Genomic DNA, 15,341 nt, shown 5'->3' with positions numbered 1-15,341 from the left:
CTGCCTGTGAAAAACGGCGGTTTGGGAAGGGGGCGTTGATGGGTTTGTTACGCAACACCGCGGTGCTGGTGGCTGTTTTGCTGGCGATGCCGGCCTGGGCTCAGAACATGGGGTCCGTGCGGCAGATCGTCGTCCAGGGAAACCAGCGCGTCGAGGTGGAGACGGTCAAGTCCTATATGGCCATCGCCGAGGGCGATCCCTACAGCGCCGATCGCGTCGACCGTTCGCTCAAGACCCTGTTCAATACCGGCCTGTTCGCCGATGTCTCTATCCGTCAGGAGGGCGAGGCTCTGGTGGTGCGGGTGGTGGAAAACCCCATCATCAACCGCATCGCCTTCGAGGGGAACAACCGCGTCAAGGACGAGCAGCTGGAAACCGAGACCCAGTTGCGTCCGCGTGTGGTTTACACCCGCACCAAGGTGCAAAACGACGTCAAGCGCATCCTTGATCTGTACCGCCGCAATGGCCGCTTCGCCGCTACCGTCGAACCCAAGCTGATCCAGCTCGAGCAGAACCGCGTCGATCTGGCCTATGAGATTTCCGAAGGCGAGCCCAGCTACGTCAAGCGCATCAATTTCGTCGGCAACCGTTTTTACCGCGATTCGCGCCTGCGTGAGGTACTGTCGACCAAGGAAGAACGCTGGTACCGCTTTCTGTCCTCCGACGATACCTATGATCCCGATCGGTTGACCTATGACCGCGAATTGCTGCGGCGCTATTACCTGAAGCATGGTTTCGCCGATTTCCGTGTGGTCTCCGGCGTCGCCGAACTGACCCCGGATCGCGGTGGATTCTTCCTGACCTTCACGGTGGAAGAGGGCGAGCGCTATAAATTCGGCACCGCCACCATCAACGCCAATCTGCGCGACCTCGACGGCAACGAGTTGAACCCGTTGCTGACCAGCGTCCCGGGCGAATGGTACAACGCCGATCAGGTCGAAGACATCGTCCAGAATCTGACCGATGCCCTGGGGTCCAAGGGTTTTGCCTTTGTCGACGTGCGCCCGCAGGTCAACCGCGACCGCGAGAACAAGGTGATCAACATCACCTATGACGTCCACGAAGGCCCGCGCGTCTATGTGGAGCGTATCGACATCACCGGCAACGTCCGCACTCTGGACAAAGTGATCCGGCGCGAATTCCGTCTGGTCGAAGGCGACGCCTTTAATACCGCCAAGGTGCGCCGGTCGCGCCAGCGCATCAAGGATCTGGGCTTCTTCGACAAGGCCGAAGTCACCAACATACCTTCCGACAGCGCGCCCGACCGCACCATCATCAAGGTCGACGTGCAGGAAAAGTCCACCGGCGAATTGTCCTTCGGCGTTGGCTGGTCCACCGTGGTCGGTCCGCTGGTCGAAGCCTCGATCCGCGAACGCAACCTGCTGGGCCGTGGTCAGGATCTGAAGCTGAGCTCGTCGTTGGGAACGCGCCGCACCAGCGCCGAATTGTCCTTTACAGAACCCTATTTCCTCGATCGCAAGCTGTCGGCCGGCTTCGATATTTTCGGCCTGACCCGCAAGATGCAGCGTGAAAGCTCGTACGACCACAACACCATGGGTGCGGCGGTGCGGTCCGGCTATTATATCCACGACAATTTGCGTCAGGATGTGCGCTATCAGGTCAAGCGCGATCAGGTGGAAAACGTCGATGACGACGCCTCGATTTTCGTGCGCGAGCAGATGGGCACCTCGTCCACCTCGTCCATCCAGCAGACTTTGACCTGGGATTATCGCGACAGCAGGATGGAGCCGACCGAGGGCTACGTCTTCAAGATCAACAATGAATTGGCCGGTCTTGGTGGGTCGCAAAAATGGATGCGCAACAATCTGAGCGCAGCCCAATATTTCCAACTGGATGAACAGGTCATCCTGGGGGTCAGCGGCACCGCCGGTATCATCAGCGGCTTCGCTGACGAAAAGGTCCGCATCACCGAGCGCTATTATTTGGGTGGTGACAGCTTGCGCGGCTTCGCCAATTCCGGTGTCAGTCCCCGCGACAAGAGCTCGGGCGACGCCCTGGGTGGTATGTGGCAGGCCACCGGTAGTGTCCAGGTCAAGTTCCCGCTGGGGCTGCCCGAGGAATTGGGGTTTGCCGGTCAGGCCTTTACCGATTTCGGCAGTATCGGTTCGACCGAGGATTACGCCAACTCCGCGACCATCAATCAGGCCAGCTCGTTGCGCGCCTCGGTCGGTGTCGGTGTGACCTGGAAGTCGCCCATGGGTCCGGTGGCCTTGGATCTGGCGGTGCCGGTGATGAAGGAATCGTTCGACGAGGACGAGTTCTTCCACTTCAATTTCGGCACGAGGTTCTAGGATGGTCGGTTTCAAGGCCATCCGCCTGACGGCGGTTTTGGTCTGTCTGTTGGTTCCTTCCATGGTGGTGGCGGCGGATAACGCCGCCACCCGGTCGGGCGCGGCGGTACCGGCGGCCATCGTCGTCGTCGATGCCAATCGGGTCCAGCGTGAAAGCTTGGCCGGCAAGGCCATGGTGGTCGAGCGCGAACGCTATCAGCAATCCTTCAATGCCGAATTCGAGGGCACTCGCAAGCAATTGCAGGTCTCCGAGCAGGAATTGGCGCGTCAACGCCCAAGCCTGTCATCCGAGGTGTTTCAGGAAAAAGCCCGCGATCTCAATACCCGAATCGCTGACTTTCAACGCCAATATCAGGGCGCGGTGCGGGCGTTGGACAAATCCAGCGCCACCGCCAGCAACGAGTTGCAAAAGGCGGTGGTGTCGGTGACCAGCGAGGTGGCGTCGGAACTGGGGGTGGGCTTGGTCATGCACAAGCAGCACGTCTTCTTGCATGACGAGCGCATGGATATCACCAACGTCGTCATCGAGCGGCTGAACAAGCGCGTCGCCACGGTGCCGTTCCCGGTCCCTGAAACGGAAAAGCTGGCTCCCACCGGTGGCGCCGCGACGACCAAGGGAAAGAAGTAATCATCATGGCCGATTCCCGCTTTTTCACGGTCGCCGGACCGTTCACCCTGGCACAACTGGCGGAAATCTGTGGGGCCGAACTGTCGCAGCCGCAGCAATCGGGACAGGTGGTCATCGATGTCGCCGCTCTGGAAATCGCCGGCGCCGACCACATCAGCTTTCTCGATAACCGCAAATACATCAATGCCTTCACCGCCACCAAGGCCGGTGCCGTGATCGTGCACCCCGATCTGGCCGAGCGTGGGCCGGCGGGCACGCCTTTGCTGCTGAGCAAAGACCCTTACCGCGCCTATGCCATGGTGGCCCAGGCGTTTTATCCGCAGCCTGCCCCCAGTGCCTGGGTTTCGCCCACCGCCCATGTGGATTCGTCGGCCAAGATCGGTGCCAATTGCTGGATCGGTCATGGCGTGGTGATCGGCGCGCGGGCTGAAATCGGCGACAATTGCCGTATCGAGGCCAACGTGGTGATCGGCGACGGTGTGGTCATCGGTCCCGGCGGCACCATCGGCGCCAATGCCACCGTGCAATGCGCCATCATCGGCGCCAAGGTCAACATCTATCCCGGTGCCCGCATCGGCCAGGACGGTTTCGGCTTCGCCATGGGCATCCAGGGCCACCTGAAGGTGCCGCAACTGGGCCGGGTGATCATCGGTAACGGTGTCGAAATCGGCGCCAACACCACCATCGACCGCGGTGCCGGTCCTGATACGGTGATCGGCGATGGCTGCTGGATCGATAATCTGGTGCAGATCGGTCATAACGTCCAACTGGGCCGTGGCTGCGTCATCGTCGCTCAGGTGGGAATTTCCGGGTCGTGCCAGTTCGGTGATTTCGTCGCCGCCGGCGGTCAGGCCGGTTTCGCCGGCCATCTCAAGATCGGATCGGGGGCCAAGGTGGCGGCGCAAGGCGGCGTTATCCGCGACATCGCCCCGGGCGAGACCGTGGGTGGCACTCCCGCCGTTCCCCGCATCGAATGGCTGCGCCAATCGGCGGTTTTGAGTAAGCTGGCCCGTAACAAGCGCTAAGAACAACATCTTTCAAGGAAAAGCAGGATGGACAGCATGGTGAATGCAACCGAGACCGCCGGGAAGGAGGTCGATATCAACCGGATCATGGAAATGATCCCGCATCGCTATCCTTTCCTGATGGTCGACAAGGTGGTTGGCATCGTTTCCAATGTCAGCGCCATCGGCATCAAGAACGTCACCATCAACGAACCGTTCTTCCAGGGCCATTTCCCCGAGCGTCCGGTGATGCCGGGCGTGCTGATCATCGAAGCCATGGCCCAGACGGCGGCGGTGCTGGTGGTCGACACCCTGGGACCGAGCGCCGAAGGCAAGCTGGTCTATTTCATGAGCGTCGACAGCGCGCGGTTCCGCAAGCCGGTGGGGCCGGGCGACCAGTTGGCCATCCATGTGTTCAAGGAACGCTCGCGCGGCAACGTGTGGAAGTTCCGGGCCGAGGCCAAGGTGGGCGACACCTTGATGGCCGAAGCGACCTATGCCGCCATGATCATGGATAGCTGATGCCCAATATTCATCCCACCGCCATCGTCGATTCAAAGGCGGAAATCGCCGAATCGGCTTCCATCGGTCCGTTCTGTGTGGTCGGACCCCATGTCCGTCTGGGCGAAAAGGTCGAGTTGCTGTCGCATGTGGTGGTCGAAGGCCGCACCACCATCGGCGAAAGCACCCGCATCTTTCCGTTCGCGTCCATCGGCCACCAGCCCCAGGACCTGAAGTATCACGGTGAGCCGTCGACCCTGGAGATCGGCTGCAACAACCAGATCCGCGAATACGTGACCATGCAGCCCGGCACCGAAGGCGGCGGCATGATCACCCGCGTCGGTGACAATTGCCTGTTCATGGCCAGCGCCCACGTGGCCCATGACTGCATCTTGGGCAACAACGTCATCATGGCCAACAACGCCACCTTGGCCGGCCATGTGATCGTCGGCGAATACGCCTTCCTGGGCGGGCTGTCGGCGGTGCACCAGTTCGTGCGCATCGGCAAACACGCCATGGTCGGCGGCATGTCGGGGGTCGAGGCCGACATCATTCCGTTCGGCATGGTCATCGGCAACCGTGCCCATCTGAACGGCTTGAACATCGTCGGCCTCAAGCGTCGCGGTTTCTCGCGCGATGAAATCCACAGCCTGCGCAATGCCTATCGGCTGTTGTTCGGGCCGGAAGGCACCTTGCAGGAGCGGGTGGCCGACGTGGCCGAGCAATTCCAAAGCAACGCGGCGGTGATGGAAGTGGTGGAATTCATCCGCGACGATTCGTCCCGGTCGCTGTGCACGCCCGGCTTTGAGGATGGCAAGTAAACTCGGCATCATTGCCGGGGGTGGCGCGTTCCCCGGACTCGCCATCGCCGCCTGCCGGTCGCAAGGCCGGCCTTTCCATGTCTTGGCGCTGAGCGGTCATGCCGATCCGGCGGTGATCGGCGACGCGCCCACCGACTGGATACGCCTGGGTGAGGCGGGCAGCGGCTTCAAGAAGCTGCACGAGGCCGGTGTCACCGAACTGGTGATGATCGGCCCGGTCCGCCGCCCGACCATCAAGGAACTGGCGCCTGACTGGCGCACCACCAAATTCTTCGCCAAGGTCGGGCTGAAGGCTTTGGGGGACGACGGCTTGCTGCGTGCCGTCACCCGCGAGATCGAGGACGAGGGTTTCCGCGTCGTCGGTATCGATGACGTGTTGGCCGATTGTCTGGCGCCCGACGGCCTGTTCGGCAGCTTGGCCCCCGACGACCAGGCCCTGGCCGATATCGACCGTGGCTGGGAGGTGGCCAAGGGCATCGGCGCCCTGGACGTGGGCCAGGCGGTGATCGTCCAGCAGGGTATCATCCTGGCGGTCGAAGCCATCGAAGGCACCGACCGGCTGATCCGCCGCTCGGCGGAACTGCGCCGCGACGGCCCCGGCGCCGTGCTGGTCAAGGTCAGGAAGCCGGGCCAGGATCGTCGCCTGGATTTACCGACCATCGGTCTGGGAACATTGCGCGCGGCGGCGGCGGCGGGGTTGCGCGGCATCTGCGTCGAAGCCGGCGGCACCTTGGTGCTGGATCGGGCCGAATTGGGGGCCGAGGCCGATCGAGCCGGGCTGTTCATCCTGGGCCGGTTATGAGCCCGGTTCCGCTGATCTATATCATCGCCGGCGAGCCTTCGGGCGATCTGCTGGGCGGGCGGCTGATGGCGGCCCTGCACGCGGCCAGCCATGGTCAGATACGCTTTGCCGGCATCGGCGGCACCCATATGCGGGAGCAGGGGCTCGACAGCCTGTTCCCCATGACCGAGTTGACGGTGATGGGCCTGACCGAGGTGTTGCCGCGTATTCCCCGCATCCTGCGCCGGGTGCGTGAAACCCTGGAGGATATGGGGCAACGCCAGCCGGTGGCCCTGATCACCATCGATTCCTGGGGCTTCACCGGACGGGTGCAGAAGGGCTGTCAGAAGCGTTATTCCCATATCCCGCGCATCCATTACGTCGCCCCCATGGTGTGGGCATGGAAACCCAAGCGCGCCGCCAAGCTGGCCGGGGTTCTCGATCTGCTGATGACGCTACTGCCGTTCGAGCCGCCTTTTTTTGAGAAGGAAGGTCTGCGCACACTCCATGTGGGCCACCCGGTGGTGGAATGCGGGGCGGAAAAGGGCGACGCTGCCGCCTTCCGCCGCCGTCACGGTCTGGCCGAGGACACGCCGCTGTTGGCGGTGCTGCCGGGTAGCCGGCATTCGGAAACCGCCAAATTGCTGCCGGTTTTCGGCGAGGTTTTGCGCCGATTGCAGCCCGAACGGCCTGATTTGCGGGTGGTGGTGCCGACCTTGCCGCATCTGGCCCCCGAGGTGCGCGCCGCTGCCGCCGGTTGGCCGTTCCAGCCTTTGGTGCTGGAGACGGAAAAATACGATGCCTTCGCCGCCGCGACCTGTGCCTTGGCGGCGTCGGGTACGGTGGCGCTGGAACTGGCCATGGCCGGACTGCCGACGGTGATCGCCTATCGCCTGTCGGTGCTGACCGCCTTTGTCGCCCGCAGCTTCTTCGGCTTCAAGATCAAGTGGGCGACCCTGGTCAACATGATGCTGGACCGTCCGGTGATGCCGGAATTCCTGCAAGAGGATTGTACCGCCGAGGCCATTACCCCCATCTTGAGCAAGATGCTCGACGATTCGGTCGACCGCCAACAGCGCCGCGCCGACATGGCCGCGGCCATGGTCAAATTGGGCTTCGGCGGTGCGTCGCCGGCCCAGCGGGCGGCACAAGTGGTTCTGGATTATATCGCTGAAAGGAAAACGCCATGAGCTGGCGCATGCTGCATACCATGATTCGGGTCGGCAACCTGGATGCCTCCATCGATTTCTACACCCGGCTTTTGGGCATGAAGCTGCTGCGCCGCCAGGATTACCCCGATGGCCGCTTCACCCTGGCCTTCGTCGGCTATGGCGACGAGGCCGACAATACGGTGATTGAGCTGACCCATAATTGGGATACGGCCAGTTACGATCTGGGCACCGGTTTCGGCCATGTCGCCCTGGGCGTGCCCGATATCCATGCCACCTGCGCGCAATTGGCCCAGGCCGGGGCCAAGATCACCCGCCCGCCGGGACCGATGAAGCATGGCAGCACCATCATCGCCTTCATCGAAGACCCCGACGGCTACAAGATCGAACTGATCGAGCGAAAAGCCCATTCTTGACAAGCGACCAAGGTCAGCGCACCGTCAACCCGCAAGTTGACGGGGATGGGTGTGGGTATGGACCTGCTGCAATTGATGGACAATGCCGGTGATCAGCGCGACAAGGCGCTGGATCGGCTTGAAAGCATTGTCGCTCTGTACCAATCGGAAGACCCTGGCGTGCGCGAAGAAGCCATGGGCCGGGCCATGGTGTTCTGCGGCAAGGAATGGGGCGGTTACGCCGTCGGTCTGGAAGCTCTGGCCGCGCGCCTGGATGGGCGCGACCAACCGCTGGAAGCCCTGCGTCTGCGCGAAGAGGCGGAAGACCCCGGCACCCTGATCCGCCAGACCGAAGCCCGTCTGGCCGAAGCGGAGAAAATGACCGACGAGCGTCGGGCGGTGATCGCTCGCTATGGCTCGGAAGCGGAAGCGTTGGGACCGACGGCGCTGGAACGCATGTTCGTCGATGCCGTCGATCAATGGCTGGGCGAGGCGACCGACCCCTGGGCGCCGGTGGCCGGCTGGTCGGTGCCGTGGCATCCCATTCCCGACGAACTGGCCCATACCGTGGCCGTCGCCTGCCCGTTGCCGGCAACCATCGCCGACGCCCGCGCCGAGTGTCTGACTTGGGAACAGCGTCTGGCCGAGTTGGAAGTGTTGGCCGACGGCCCCGGCAGCGCCGTGTTGCCCACCGCCTGTGCCGTCCGCCACATCCTGGTCCAGCGTGAATGGGCCAGCCAGTTGCCGGTGCGAACCTTGGCCGATCTGCAGATCAGGTTGGAATACTGGAAAACCCATGGCGTCGATGACGGCAGCGGCTATGCCTGTCTCAGCCGGGATCTCGAGCAATTGCTGGCCCAGGGCGTCACCCTGGCTCCCGGCGAGGGCACCAAAAGCAAGTGCCATCGCCTGCGTCAGGAAAACCCGCAATGGTCGCTGGCCCGGATCGGCCAGGAATTGGGGATTTCCCGCCAAGCCGTACATAAGCATTTGCAATCATGAGAGGGTGGGGGACCATGCGTAAATTATTCGTCCTGGCGCTGTTGCCGATGCTGGCAAGCTTTTCGGCCCACGCCCAGTTGCTGGATGTGCTGACCGCACCCAAGACTCTGATCGACCGCGCCATCGAGGCCCGTTCCGCCGGTGACATCGCCAAGGACAACGAGATCGTCGTCAAGGTCAACGCCATCATGGGGAAGATGGGGACGGTCAAGGCCTCGACCGAAATCTATGAACAGCGCCTGCTGATCACCGGCATCTTCGACGACAAGGCGTTGTACGACCGCTTTGAACGGGAAGTGCGTCAGGTCCAGGGGGTGAAAAAGCTGTACTGGCACGTCAGCTACCTGGCCAAGGACGATTCAAGGCGCAAATCGCTGCTGGATTGGGGCGACGTCACCGTGATGGCGGCCAAGGCGCAAGGCCGTCTGGTCGGCACCGCCGGGGTGGCTGATGTCAATTTCCGCACCACCGCCGATGCCTATGGCACCGTCTATCTGCTGGGCCGCGCCCGTTCCGGCGAAGAGGGCAAGAAAGCCCTGGCCCAGGTCAAGGATGGGACCGGCGTCAGGAAGGTCGTCGATTATTCGGTGGTGCGCCCCTGACCATACATCGCGTCGGGTTGTTTGGAACACGGGCGGCGGCTATCCTGCCGCCCGTTTTACTGATCAGGCGGTAATTTATCATGTCGTCGGCGTTGTTCACCAAAGCCATGCCCGCCTTGTTCGTCCTGTTGTGGAGCACCGGCTTCATCGGCGCCAAATATGGCTTGCCCTATGCCGAGCCCTTCACCTTCCTGTCCATCCGTTTCGTCCTGATCATTTCCCTGCTGGCCGCCTTGGCCTTGGCGGCGCGGGCGCCGTGGCCGCGCCAGCCCCGGCAGATCGTTCATCTGCTGGTGTCGGGCACCTTGGTTCATGCCGCTTATTTGGGTGGAGTGTTCGCCGCCATCCATCATGGCCTGCCGTCGGGCATGGCCGCCTTATTGGTGGGTTTGCAACCCATCCTGACCGCCCTGGTCGCCGGCCCGCTGTTCGGCGAGGAAATCCGGGTCCGGCAATGGCTGGGCCTGCTGCTGGGGCTGGTCGGTGTCACCCTGGTGCTGGCGGCCCGCAATGGCGGGTTGTCGGTGGATGGGCTGTCGTGGGCGGGCATCGGCTTCGCCCTGGTCGCCCTGCTCGGCATCACCGCCGGTACGCTTTATCAGAAGCGCTTTGGTCAGGGCATGGATTTGCGCACGGGCTCGTTGGTGCAATATGTGGGGGCGCTGCTGGTGCTGCTGCCGGTGGCCATGAGCACCGAGACCATGCGGGTGCATTGGAGTTTGGACTTCGTCCTCGCCCTTTTGTGGCTGGTGCTGGTGCTGTCCTTGGGCGCCATCACGCTTTTGATGATGCTGATCCGAAGCGGCGAGGCGGCTCGCGTCGCCAGCCTCTTCTATCTGGTGCCACCGGTCACCGCCGGTCTGGCCTGGCTGTTGTTCGACGAAACCCTGAGCCCGATCGGATTGGCCGGCATGGCCTTGGCCGCCTTGGGCGTGGCGTTGGTGATCAGGCGTTAGCTTCTCACCATCCGCCCCAACAGCCGGCGGACGAAAGCTTCTCCCTGTTTGACCTGTTCGACGGTGATGAATTCATCGGGCTTGTGCGCCTGGGCGATGGAACCGGGGCCGCAGACCACGGTGGGGATACCGGCCTTGTTGAACAGCCCGGCCTCGGTGGTGAAGCTGACCTTGGCGGTGGCATTGTTGCCCGACAATTGCCGGGCCAGTACCGCTGCTTCGTCGTCGTCGTCGGTCAACAGGCCGGCGGTGGTGTTGTATTCATCGAACATGATGCCGGTGGCCCCGTCCACCGCCAGCATTTCCGGTACCAGATCCTGGGCGAAGCCGCGTAATTGGGCCATCAGATCCTCGGGATCGTGCTGGGGCAGGTTGCGGAACTCGAACTCGAACGAACAATGCGCCGGCACGATGTTGAGCGCCGTACCACCCTGGATCAGGCCGGTGTGAATGGTGGTGTAGGGCGGCTGATAGCCGTGGTCGAAGGGGCCGTTTTCGCGGATGTGCTTTTGCATGTGGCGCAGGAAGGTGACCATCTCGGCGGCGATTTCCACCGCGTTGACACCCTGGTGATTGAGGGCGGAATGACATTCTTTGCCATGTACGTGGCAGCGAACGTTTTTTTTACCCTTATGGCCGACAATCACCCTCATCTCGGTGGGTTCGCCCACTATGCACAGCCTGGGTTTGACGGGGAGGGACGTAACATCCTGGATCAGGCGGCGGACGCCGATGCAGCCGATTTCTTCGTCATAGGAGAAGGCGAAGTGAATGGGCATGGACAGGGGGGCGGCGCTGAATTCGGGGGCAAGGGCCAGACAAATGGCGATGAACGACTTCATGTCGGCGGTACCGCGCCCATATAATGCGTGGTCGCGCCGCGACAGCCGAAACGGGTCGCTGGACCAGTCCTGGCCGTCGACCGGTACGACGTCGGTATGTCCTGACAAAACAATGCCGGGGATATCCGACGGGCCTATAGTCGCAAATAGATTTGCCTTTTCTTGATTATCGTCATAAGTCAACCTGATATCCGCGCCAAGGCCTGACAGAAAGTCGGCGGCAAACTGAATAAGTTGTATGTTCGCTTTATAACTTGTGGTGTCGAAGCTGATGAGACGCTCGATCATGTCAATGCTGGTTGGCATGACTGTCCTGCTTTCTGGCTTTGGTGCCGCCGATGTGCGAAGCCACATCATAAGGCGCCGTTGTCATCGGTGCCAGTGCAGAGGATTGCCAATTCGGATCGAGGCGTATGAGCGAAGCCCAAACCGCCGCCAAGGCGGATAAAAAGCAGCGCCAGCCGGCATTTTCGCTGGGGGCATATTCCACGTTGAAATCGAACATGTTCGATTTGGCGGTGGCTTCGCTTTTTCTGAATGTCCTTGGTCTGGCTCTGCCCATGGCGTTGTTGCAGGTCTATGACCGCATCCTGCCCAACAAGTCCACCGGCACCATGGTGCTGTTGATGGCCGGTGTGCTGGGCGCGCTGTTGCTGGAATCCATTCTGACTTTCGCCCGCTCCTACGTCACCGGCTGGATCGGCGCCCGTTTCGAGCACAAGGCCGGTTGCGAGGCCATCGACCGCCTGATGATGACCAGTATCGACAATTTCGAGAAGGAAGGGTCGGGTGTCCATCTGGAACGGTTGAACTCCCTGGCCACGGTGCGTGAATTCTATGCCGGTCAGGCCTTGCTGACGCTGCTGGATCTGCCTTTCGCCCTGATCTATCTGGCCTTGGTGGCGCTGATGGGCGGGTGGCTGGTGCTGGTTCCCATTGCCTTGCTGGTTCTCTTCGCCCTGTCCGCCATGAAGATCGGCACGGCTCTGCGCGATGCCATCGAAAAACGCATGATCGCCGATGATCGCCGTTTCAACTTCCTGATCGAGGTGTTGGGCGGTATTCACAGCGTCAAGGCCATGGCCATGGAAACGCAGATGGTGCGCCGCTATGAACGCCTGCAGGAAAGCTGCGCCGAGGGCTATTATACCGTCGCCTTGCGCAGCGCCAACGCGCTGGGGGTGTCGTCGTTCTTCTCGCAGATGACCACCATCGCCGTCGCCGCCTTCGGCAGCGTCATCGTCATGAACGGCGACATGACCACCGGTGGTCTGGCGGCATCGTCGCTGCTCGCCGGCCGTTCCATGGCACCGATCCAGAAGGCCTTGGGGGTGTGGACGCGGTTCCAAAGCTTCGTCCTGGCCAGCGGGAGATTGGAAAAGCTGTTCGCCCTGCCGCCGGAAGCGGAAAAGAACCTGCCCAAGATGCCGCCGACCAAGGGCAAGCTGGAACTGGAAGGCGTCAGCTTTGCCTTTGACCCCAAAATGCCCACCGTCATCGACAATGCCAACATCAGCATTGAAGCGGGCGAATGCATCGCCATCGCCGGCGGCAACGGCTCGGGCAAGACCACGTTGTTGACCCTGATGCAAGGGGCGCTGCGCCCGACCCAGGGTCGGGTGATGATCGACGGCACCGATGTCACTCAATACGAACCGCAATCCGTGCGTGACCAGATCGCCTATCTGCCGCAATCGGGCGTGTTGTTCCAAGGGACCATCTTGCAGAACATCACCATGTTCCGGTCCGAATTCGACGATATCGCGGTGGAAACCGCCGGCCTTCTGGGGCTGGACGAGGTGGTGGCGACCATGGCTTACGGCTTCGACACGCCGGTGGGCGACGGCGCCTATGATTCATTGCCGCGCGGCATCAAGCAGCGTATCGCCATCGCCCGCGCCCTGGTCAACAATCCACGCATCGTCTTGTTCGACGAGGCCAACACGGCGGTGGATTCCGCCGGCGACAATTTCCTGCGCGTCTGGCTGGAACGGGCCAAGGGCAAGCGCACGCTGATTTTGGTCACCCACCGCCCGTCCCTGGTCAAGCTGGCCGACCGGGTGTTCGACCTGGATCACGGTCGCCTGTCGCCCAAGCCGCCGCGCGATGACAGCCGTCCCTTTGCCGCCCTGACCGCACCGGCGGGAGGGGCTGCATGAATCAGGTCGCCAACACCGCCGCTGCCGGATCGGTCAAAGCCAGTCAGCAGGCCATCGAACAATATCAGGCGCAGATGGCCCATAACATCCTGGGCGGCTTCAGCGCCGCCTCGGATCTGGCTGCCTGCCTGTTGCCGTTGTTGAAGGCGTTGGGATGGAAGGGCGATCCCCGCCATGTGGCGGAATCGTTGCCGCACTTCGCCAACGACCTGGATTTGACCGGCCTGCGCAACGTCATGGCCCAGCTCAATTATTCCAGTCGGCCACTCAGGGTTAAGGTGGGCGAGATCGACAAGCGTCTGCTGCCCTGCCTGTTTCTGCCCGACAATAAGCCGGCCATGGTGGTGCGGGCGAAGGACAGCGATGCCATCGAGGTGTTCGACAGCGCCATCGGCGAAGGCCGGCGCGTCGAGGAGCTGTCGCAGACCGGCACCGCCTATTTCTTCACCGCCATGGGCGAGACCGCGCCCAGCCGGGTGGGCTGGTTCCGCACCGTGTTGGACCGGTTCCGGCCGCTGTTCTGGCAGGCGTTTTTCGTCACCTTGTTCTTGAACCTGATGGCCTTGGCCACGCCGGTCTTCGTCATGAACGTCTATGACAAGGTGATCGGCACCAATTCCATGCCCTTGTTGTGGGCGCTGTGCGCCGGAGTGGGGATGGCCCTGATCTTCGACGCCGTATTGCGGGCGGTGCGTGCCCGCATCCTGGCTTTCATCGGTGCCCGTCTCGACAACATCATGGGCAACAACATCTTCCAGCACATTCTGTCCTTGCCGCCGGGCTTCACCGAGCGCGCCACCATCGGCGCCCAGGTCGCCCGCATCAAGGATTTCGAATCGGTGCGCGAGTTCTTTACCGGGCCGTTGGCCACGGTGTTCATGGAACTGCCTTTCGCCCTGTTTTATTTCGCCATCATCTTCATGCTCGGCGGCGTGTTGGCCCTGGTGCCGGTGATCAGTACCTTCCTGTTCATCGTCGGCGGCATCCTGGTCATGCCGGTGGTGCGCAAGAACGTCTCCATCGCCTCGCGTGCGGCGTCGCGCCGCCAGGAATTCCTGATCGAGACCCTGGGCAAGATGCGCGCGGTCAAGCTGTCGGCGGCGGAACACGACTGGGTCAAGCGCTATCGCGAGATGTCCGCCCGCGCCGCCTATGGCGGCTTCAAGAACGGTATCTTCGCCGCGCTGATCACCACCGGTTCCAATATCCTGATCGTGTCGTCGGGGTTGGCGACCATCGCCACCGGCGTGTTGGGCGTCATCGACGGCAACATGACCACCGGCGGCCTGATCGCCGCCATGATGCTGGTGTGGCGGGTGTTGGGGCCGTTGCAGACCGCCTTCACCCTGATCCAGCGGGTCGAACAGGTGCGCGGCTCCATCGCCCAGATCGACCAGTTGATGAATTTGAAGCCCGAGCGCGACCCCAGGGCCATGGTGGCGCCCCTGAAGAACCTGAAGGGCAGGGTGTCGTTCTCACGCGTCAGCCTGCGTTATGCCAACGACGCCGACCCGGCCCTGGTCGGCGTGTCGTTCGACGTGGAGCCGGGCGAAGTGGTGGCGGTGACCGGGCGCAACGGCTCGGGCAAGTCGACCATCATCAAGCTGATGATGGGGCTTTACGCGCCGCAGGCCGGCTCGGTGCGTATCGACAATGCCGACATGCGCCAGATCGATCCGCTGGAACTGCGCCACGCCATCGCCTATGTGCCGCAGGTGTGCAACCTGTATTTCGGCACCGTTGCTCAGAACCTGCGTCTTGCCCAGCCCACTGCCACCGAGGCCGATATCCGCTGGGCCTGCGAACTGGCCGATGTGTGGGATGAAATCAAAGCCTTGCCGCGCGGGCTGGAAACCCGTGTCGGCGATGGCACCATCGACCATCTGCCGACCAGCTTCGTGCAGAAACTGTCGTTGGCGCGGGGCTATCTCAAGCGCAGCCCGTTGATGTTGTTCGACGAACCGGTCAACGGCCTGGATTTCGAAGGCGATCGCCAGTTCATGCAGGCGGTCGAGTATTTCCGTGGCCAGTCCACCATCTTCATGGTGACCCACCGGCCCAGCCATTTGCGTTTTGCCGATAAAATCCTGGTTTTCGACGGCGGTTACCTGCGTCTGGCAGGCCCTGCCGACGAAGTCCGCGCCCGTATCCCACCGGATCTGATCTAGC

General features: G+C 62.3%; 15 protein-coding genes. 13 read left to right on the top strand and 2 right to left on the bottom strand.

The genetic code is table 11. From position 1 onward, the window contains the following. Positions 1 to 38: 38 nt before the first annotated feature. From bamA to MGMSRV2_RS05855, 11 genes are all read left to right on the top strand, one after another. Positions 39 to 2,312, top strand: coding sequence for an outer membrane protein assembly factor BamA (gene bamA, locus MGMSRV2_RS05905; RefSeq protein WP_024079443.1), 2,274 nt, complete (start codon positions 39 to 41; stop codon positions 2,310 to 2,312). Position 2,313: 1 nt separating this feature from the next. Next, positions 2,314 to 2,940: an OmpH/Skp family outer membrane protein gene (locus MGMSRV2_RS05900; RefSeq protein ID WP_024079442.1), complete on the top strand. Its 627-nt coding sequence runs from the start codon at positions 2,314 to 2,316 to the stop codon at positions 2,938 to 2,940. 5 nt (positions 2,941 to 2,945) lie between these two features. Continuing rightward, the gene (gene lpxD / locus MGMSRV2_RS05895) at positions 2,946 to 3,965 is read left to right on the top strand and encodes a UDP-3-O-(3-hydroxymyristoyl)glucosamine N-acyltransferase (RefSeq protein WP_024079441.1); all 1,020 of its coding nucleotides are present in this window, start codon (positions 2,946 to 2,948) and stop codon (positions 3,963 to 3,965) included. 27 nt (positions 3,966 to 3,992) lie between these two features. Further along, positions 3,993 to 4,466, top strand: coding sequence for a 3-hydroxyacyl-ACP dehydratase FabZ (gene fabZ, locus MGMSRV2_RS05890; protein WP_024079440.1), 474 nt, complete (start codon positions 3,993 to 3,995; stop codon positions 4,464 to 4,466). After that, on the top strand, positions 4,466 to 5,266 hold the full coding sequence (gene lpxA, locus MGMSRV2_RS05885; protein WP_024079439.1) for an acyl-ACP--UDP-N-acetylglucosamine O-acyltransferase: 801 nt from the start codon (positions 4,466 to 4,468) through the stop codon (positions 5,264 to 5,266). The genes fabZ and lpxA overlap by 1 nt, the downstream gene beginning before the upstream one ends. Continuing rightward, positions 5,256 to 6,068: an LpxI family protein gene (locus tag MGMSRV2_RS05880; RefSeq protein ID WP_041633472.1), complete on the top strand. Its 813-nt coding sequence runs from the start codon at positions 5,256 to 5,258 to the stop codon at positions 6,066 to 6,068. Before lpxA ends, MGMSRV2_RS05880 begins: the two co-directional genes overlap by 11 nt. Continuing rightward, positions 6,065 to 7,237 carry a lipid-A-disaccharide synthase gene (lpxB, locus tag MGMSRV2_RS05875; protein WP_024079437.1) on the top strand — a complete coding sequence of 391 codons (1,173 nt, stop codon included), beginning with the start codon at positions 6,065 to 6,067 and terminating at the stop codon, positions 7,235 to 7,237. The genes MGMSRV2_RS05880 and lpxB overlap by 4 nt, the downstream gene beginning before the upstream one ends. Next, a complete protein-coding gene (gloA, locus tag MGMSRV2_RS05870) occupies positions 7,234 to 7,632 on the top strand; it encodes a lactoylglutathione lyase (protein WP_024079436.1) in 399 nt (132 codons plus the stop codon). The genes lpxB and gloA overlap by 4 nt, the downstream gene beginning before the upstream one ends. A gap of 57 nt (positions 7,633 to 7,689) precedes the next feature. Next, positions 7,690 to 8,613 (top strand): helix-turn-helix domain-containing protein, encoded by a 924-nt coding sequence (locus tag MGMSRV2_RS05865; protein ID WP_024079435.1) that lies wholly within the window; start codon positions 7,690 to 7,692, stop codon positions 8,611 to 8,613. A 14-nt stretch (positions 8,614 to 8,627) separates the two neighbouring features. Further along, a complete protein-coding gene (locus MGMSRV2_RS05860) occupies positions 8,628 to 9,215 on the top strand; it encodes a BON domain-containing protein (RefSeq protein WP_041633470.1) in 588 nt (195 codons plus the stop codon). Between the two features lie 80 nt (positions 9,216 to 9,295). Continuing rightward, on the top strand, positions 9,296 to 10,171 hold the full coding sequence (locus MGMSRV2_RS05855) for a DMT family transporter (protein WP_024079433.1): 876 nt from the start codon (positions 9,296 to 9,298) through the stop codon (positions 10,169 to 10,171). On the opposite strand, the gene argE is transcribed toward MGMSRV2_RS05855, so the two are convergent. Together argE and MGMSRV2_RS21545 are read right to left on the bottom strand one after the other, a co-directional pair. After that, positions 10,168 to 11,301, bottom strand: a complete 1,134-nt coding sequence (gene argE / locus MGMSRV2_RS05850; RefSeq protein ID WP_242410746.1) for an acetylornithine deacetylase — start codon at positions 11,299 to 11,301, stop codon at positions 10,168 to 10,170. The genes MGMSRV2_RS05855 and argE overlap by 4 nt on opposite strands. A 1-nt stretch (position 11,302) precedes the next feature. Beyond that, positions 11,303 to 11,518 (bottom strand): hypothetical protein, encoded by a 216-nt coding sequence (locus MGMSRV2_RS21545; protein WP_162472131.1) that lies wholly within the window; start codon positions 11,516 to 11,518, stop codon positions 11,303 to 11,305. Between MGMSRV2_RS21545 and MGMSRV2_RS05845 the strand changes: the two genes are divergently transcribed. Both MGMSRV2_RS05845 and MGMSRV2_RS05840 read left to right on the top strand, forming a co-directional pair. Beyond that, positions 11,517 to 13,172 carry a peptidase domain-containing ABC transporter gene (locus tag MGMSRV2_RS05845; protein WP_242410721.1) on the top strand — a complete coding sequence of 552 codons (1,656 nt, stop codon included), beginning with the start codon at positions 11,517 to 11,519 and terminating at the stop codon, positions 13,170 to 13,172. The genes MGMSRV2_RS21545 and MGMSRV2_RS05845 overlap by 2 nt on opposite strands. Further along, a complete protein-coding gene (locus MGMSRV2_RS05840; RefSeq protein ID WP_024079430.1) occupies positions 13,169 to 15,340 on the top strand; it encodes a peptidase domain-containing ABC transporter in 2,172 nt (723 codons plus the stop codon). Before MGMSRV2_RS05845 ends, MGMSRV2_RS05840 begins: the two co-directional genes overlap by 4 nt. Position 15,341 lies beyond the last annotated feature (1 nt).

Source organism: Magnetospirillum gryphiswaldense MSR-1 v2, assembly GCF_000513295.1.
Classification (GTDB): domain Bacteria; phylum Pseudomonadota; class Alphaproteobacteria; order Rhodospirillales; family Magnetospirillaceae; genus Magnetospirillum; species Magnetospirillum gryphiswaldense.
Note: the sequence above shows the minus strand (reverse complement) of the source record. Positions and strands in the feature narration are given on the sequence as shown.

Coding starts and splice junctions, on each gene's coding strand:
- bamA (WP_024079443.1), top strand. CDS start 39: ATGGGTTTGTTACGCAACACCGCGGTGCTGGTGGCTGTTTTGCTGGCG.
- MGMSRV2_RS05900 (WP_024079442.1), top strand. CDS start 2,314: ATGGTCGGTTTCAAGGCCATCCGCCTGACGGCGGTTTTGGTCTGTCTG.
- lpxD (WP_024079441.1), top strand. CDS start 2,946: ATGGCCGATTCCCGCTTTTTCACGGTCGCCGGACCGTTCACCCTGGCA.
- fabZ (WP_024079440.1), top strand. CDS start 3,993: ATGGACAGCATGGTGAATGCAACCGAGACCGCCGGGAAGGAGGTCGAT.
- lpxA (WP_024079439.1), top strand. CDS start 4,466: ATGCCCAATATTCATCCCACCGCCATCGTCGATTCAAAGGCGGAAATC.
- MGMSRV2_RS05880 (WP_041633472.1), top strand. CDS start 5,256: ATGGCAAGTAAACTCGGCATCATTGCCGGGGGTGGCGCGTTCCCCGGA.
- lpxB (WP_024079437.1), top strand. CDS start 6,065: ATGAGCCCGGTTCCGCTGATCTATATCATCGCCGGCGAGCCTTCGGGC.
- gloA (WP_024079436.1), top strand. CDS start 7,234: ATGAGCTGGCGCATGCTGCATACCATGATTCGGGTCGGCAACCTGGAT.
- MGMSRV2_RS05865 (WP_024079435.1), top strand. CDS start 7,690: ATGGACCTGCTGCAATTGATGGACAATGCCGGTGATCAGCGCGACAAG.
- MGMSRV2_RS05860 (WP_041633470.1), top strand. CDS start 8,628: ATGCGTAAATTATTCGTCCTGGCGCTGTTGCCGATGCTGGCAAGCTTT.
- MGMSRV2_RS05855 (WP_024079433.1), top strand. CDS start 9,296: ATGTCGTCGGCGTTGTTCACCAAAGCCATGCCCGCCTTGTTCGTCCTG.
- argE (WP_242410746.1), bottom strand. CDS start 11,301: ATGATCGAGCGTCTCATCAGCTTCGACACCACAAGTTATAAAGCGAAC.
- MGMSRV2_RS05845 (WP_242410721.1), top strand. CDS start 11,517: ATGTTCGATTTGGCGGTGGCTTCGCTTTTTCTGAATGTCCTTGGTCTG.
- MGMSRV2_RS21545 (WP_162472131.1), bottom strand. CDS start 11,518: ATGTTCGATTTCAACGTGGAATATGCCCCCAGCGAAAATGCCGGCTGG.
- MGMSRV2_RS05840 (WP_024079430.1), top strand. CDS start 13,169: ATGAATCAGGTCGCCAACACCGCCGCTGCCGGATCGGTCAAAGCCAGT.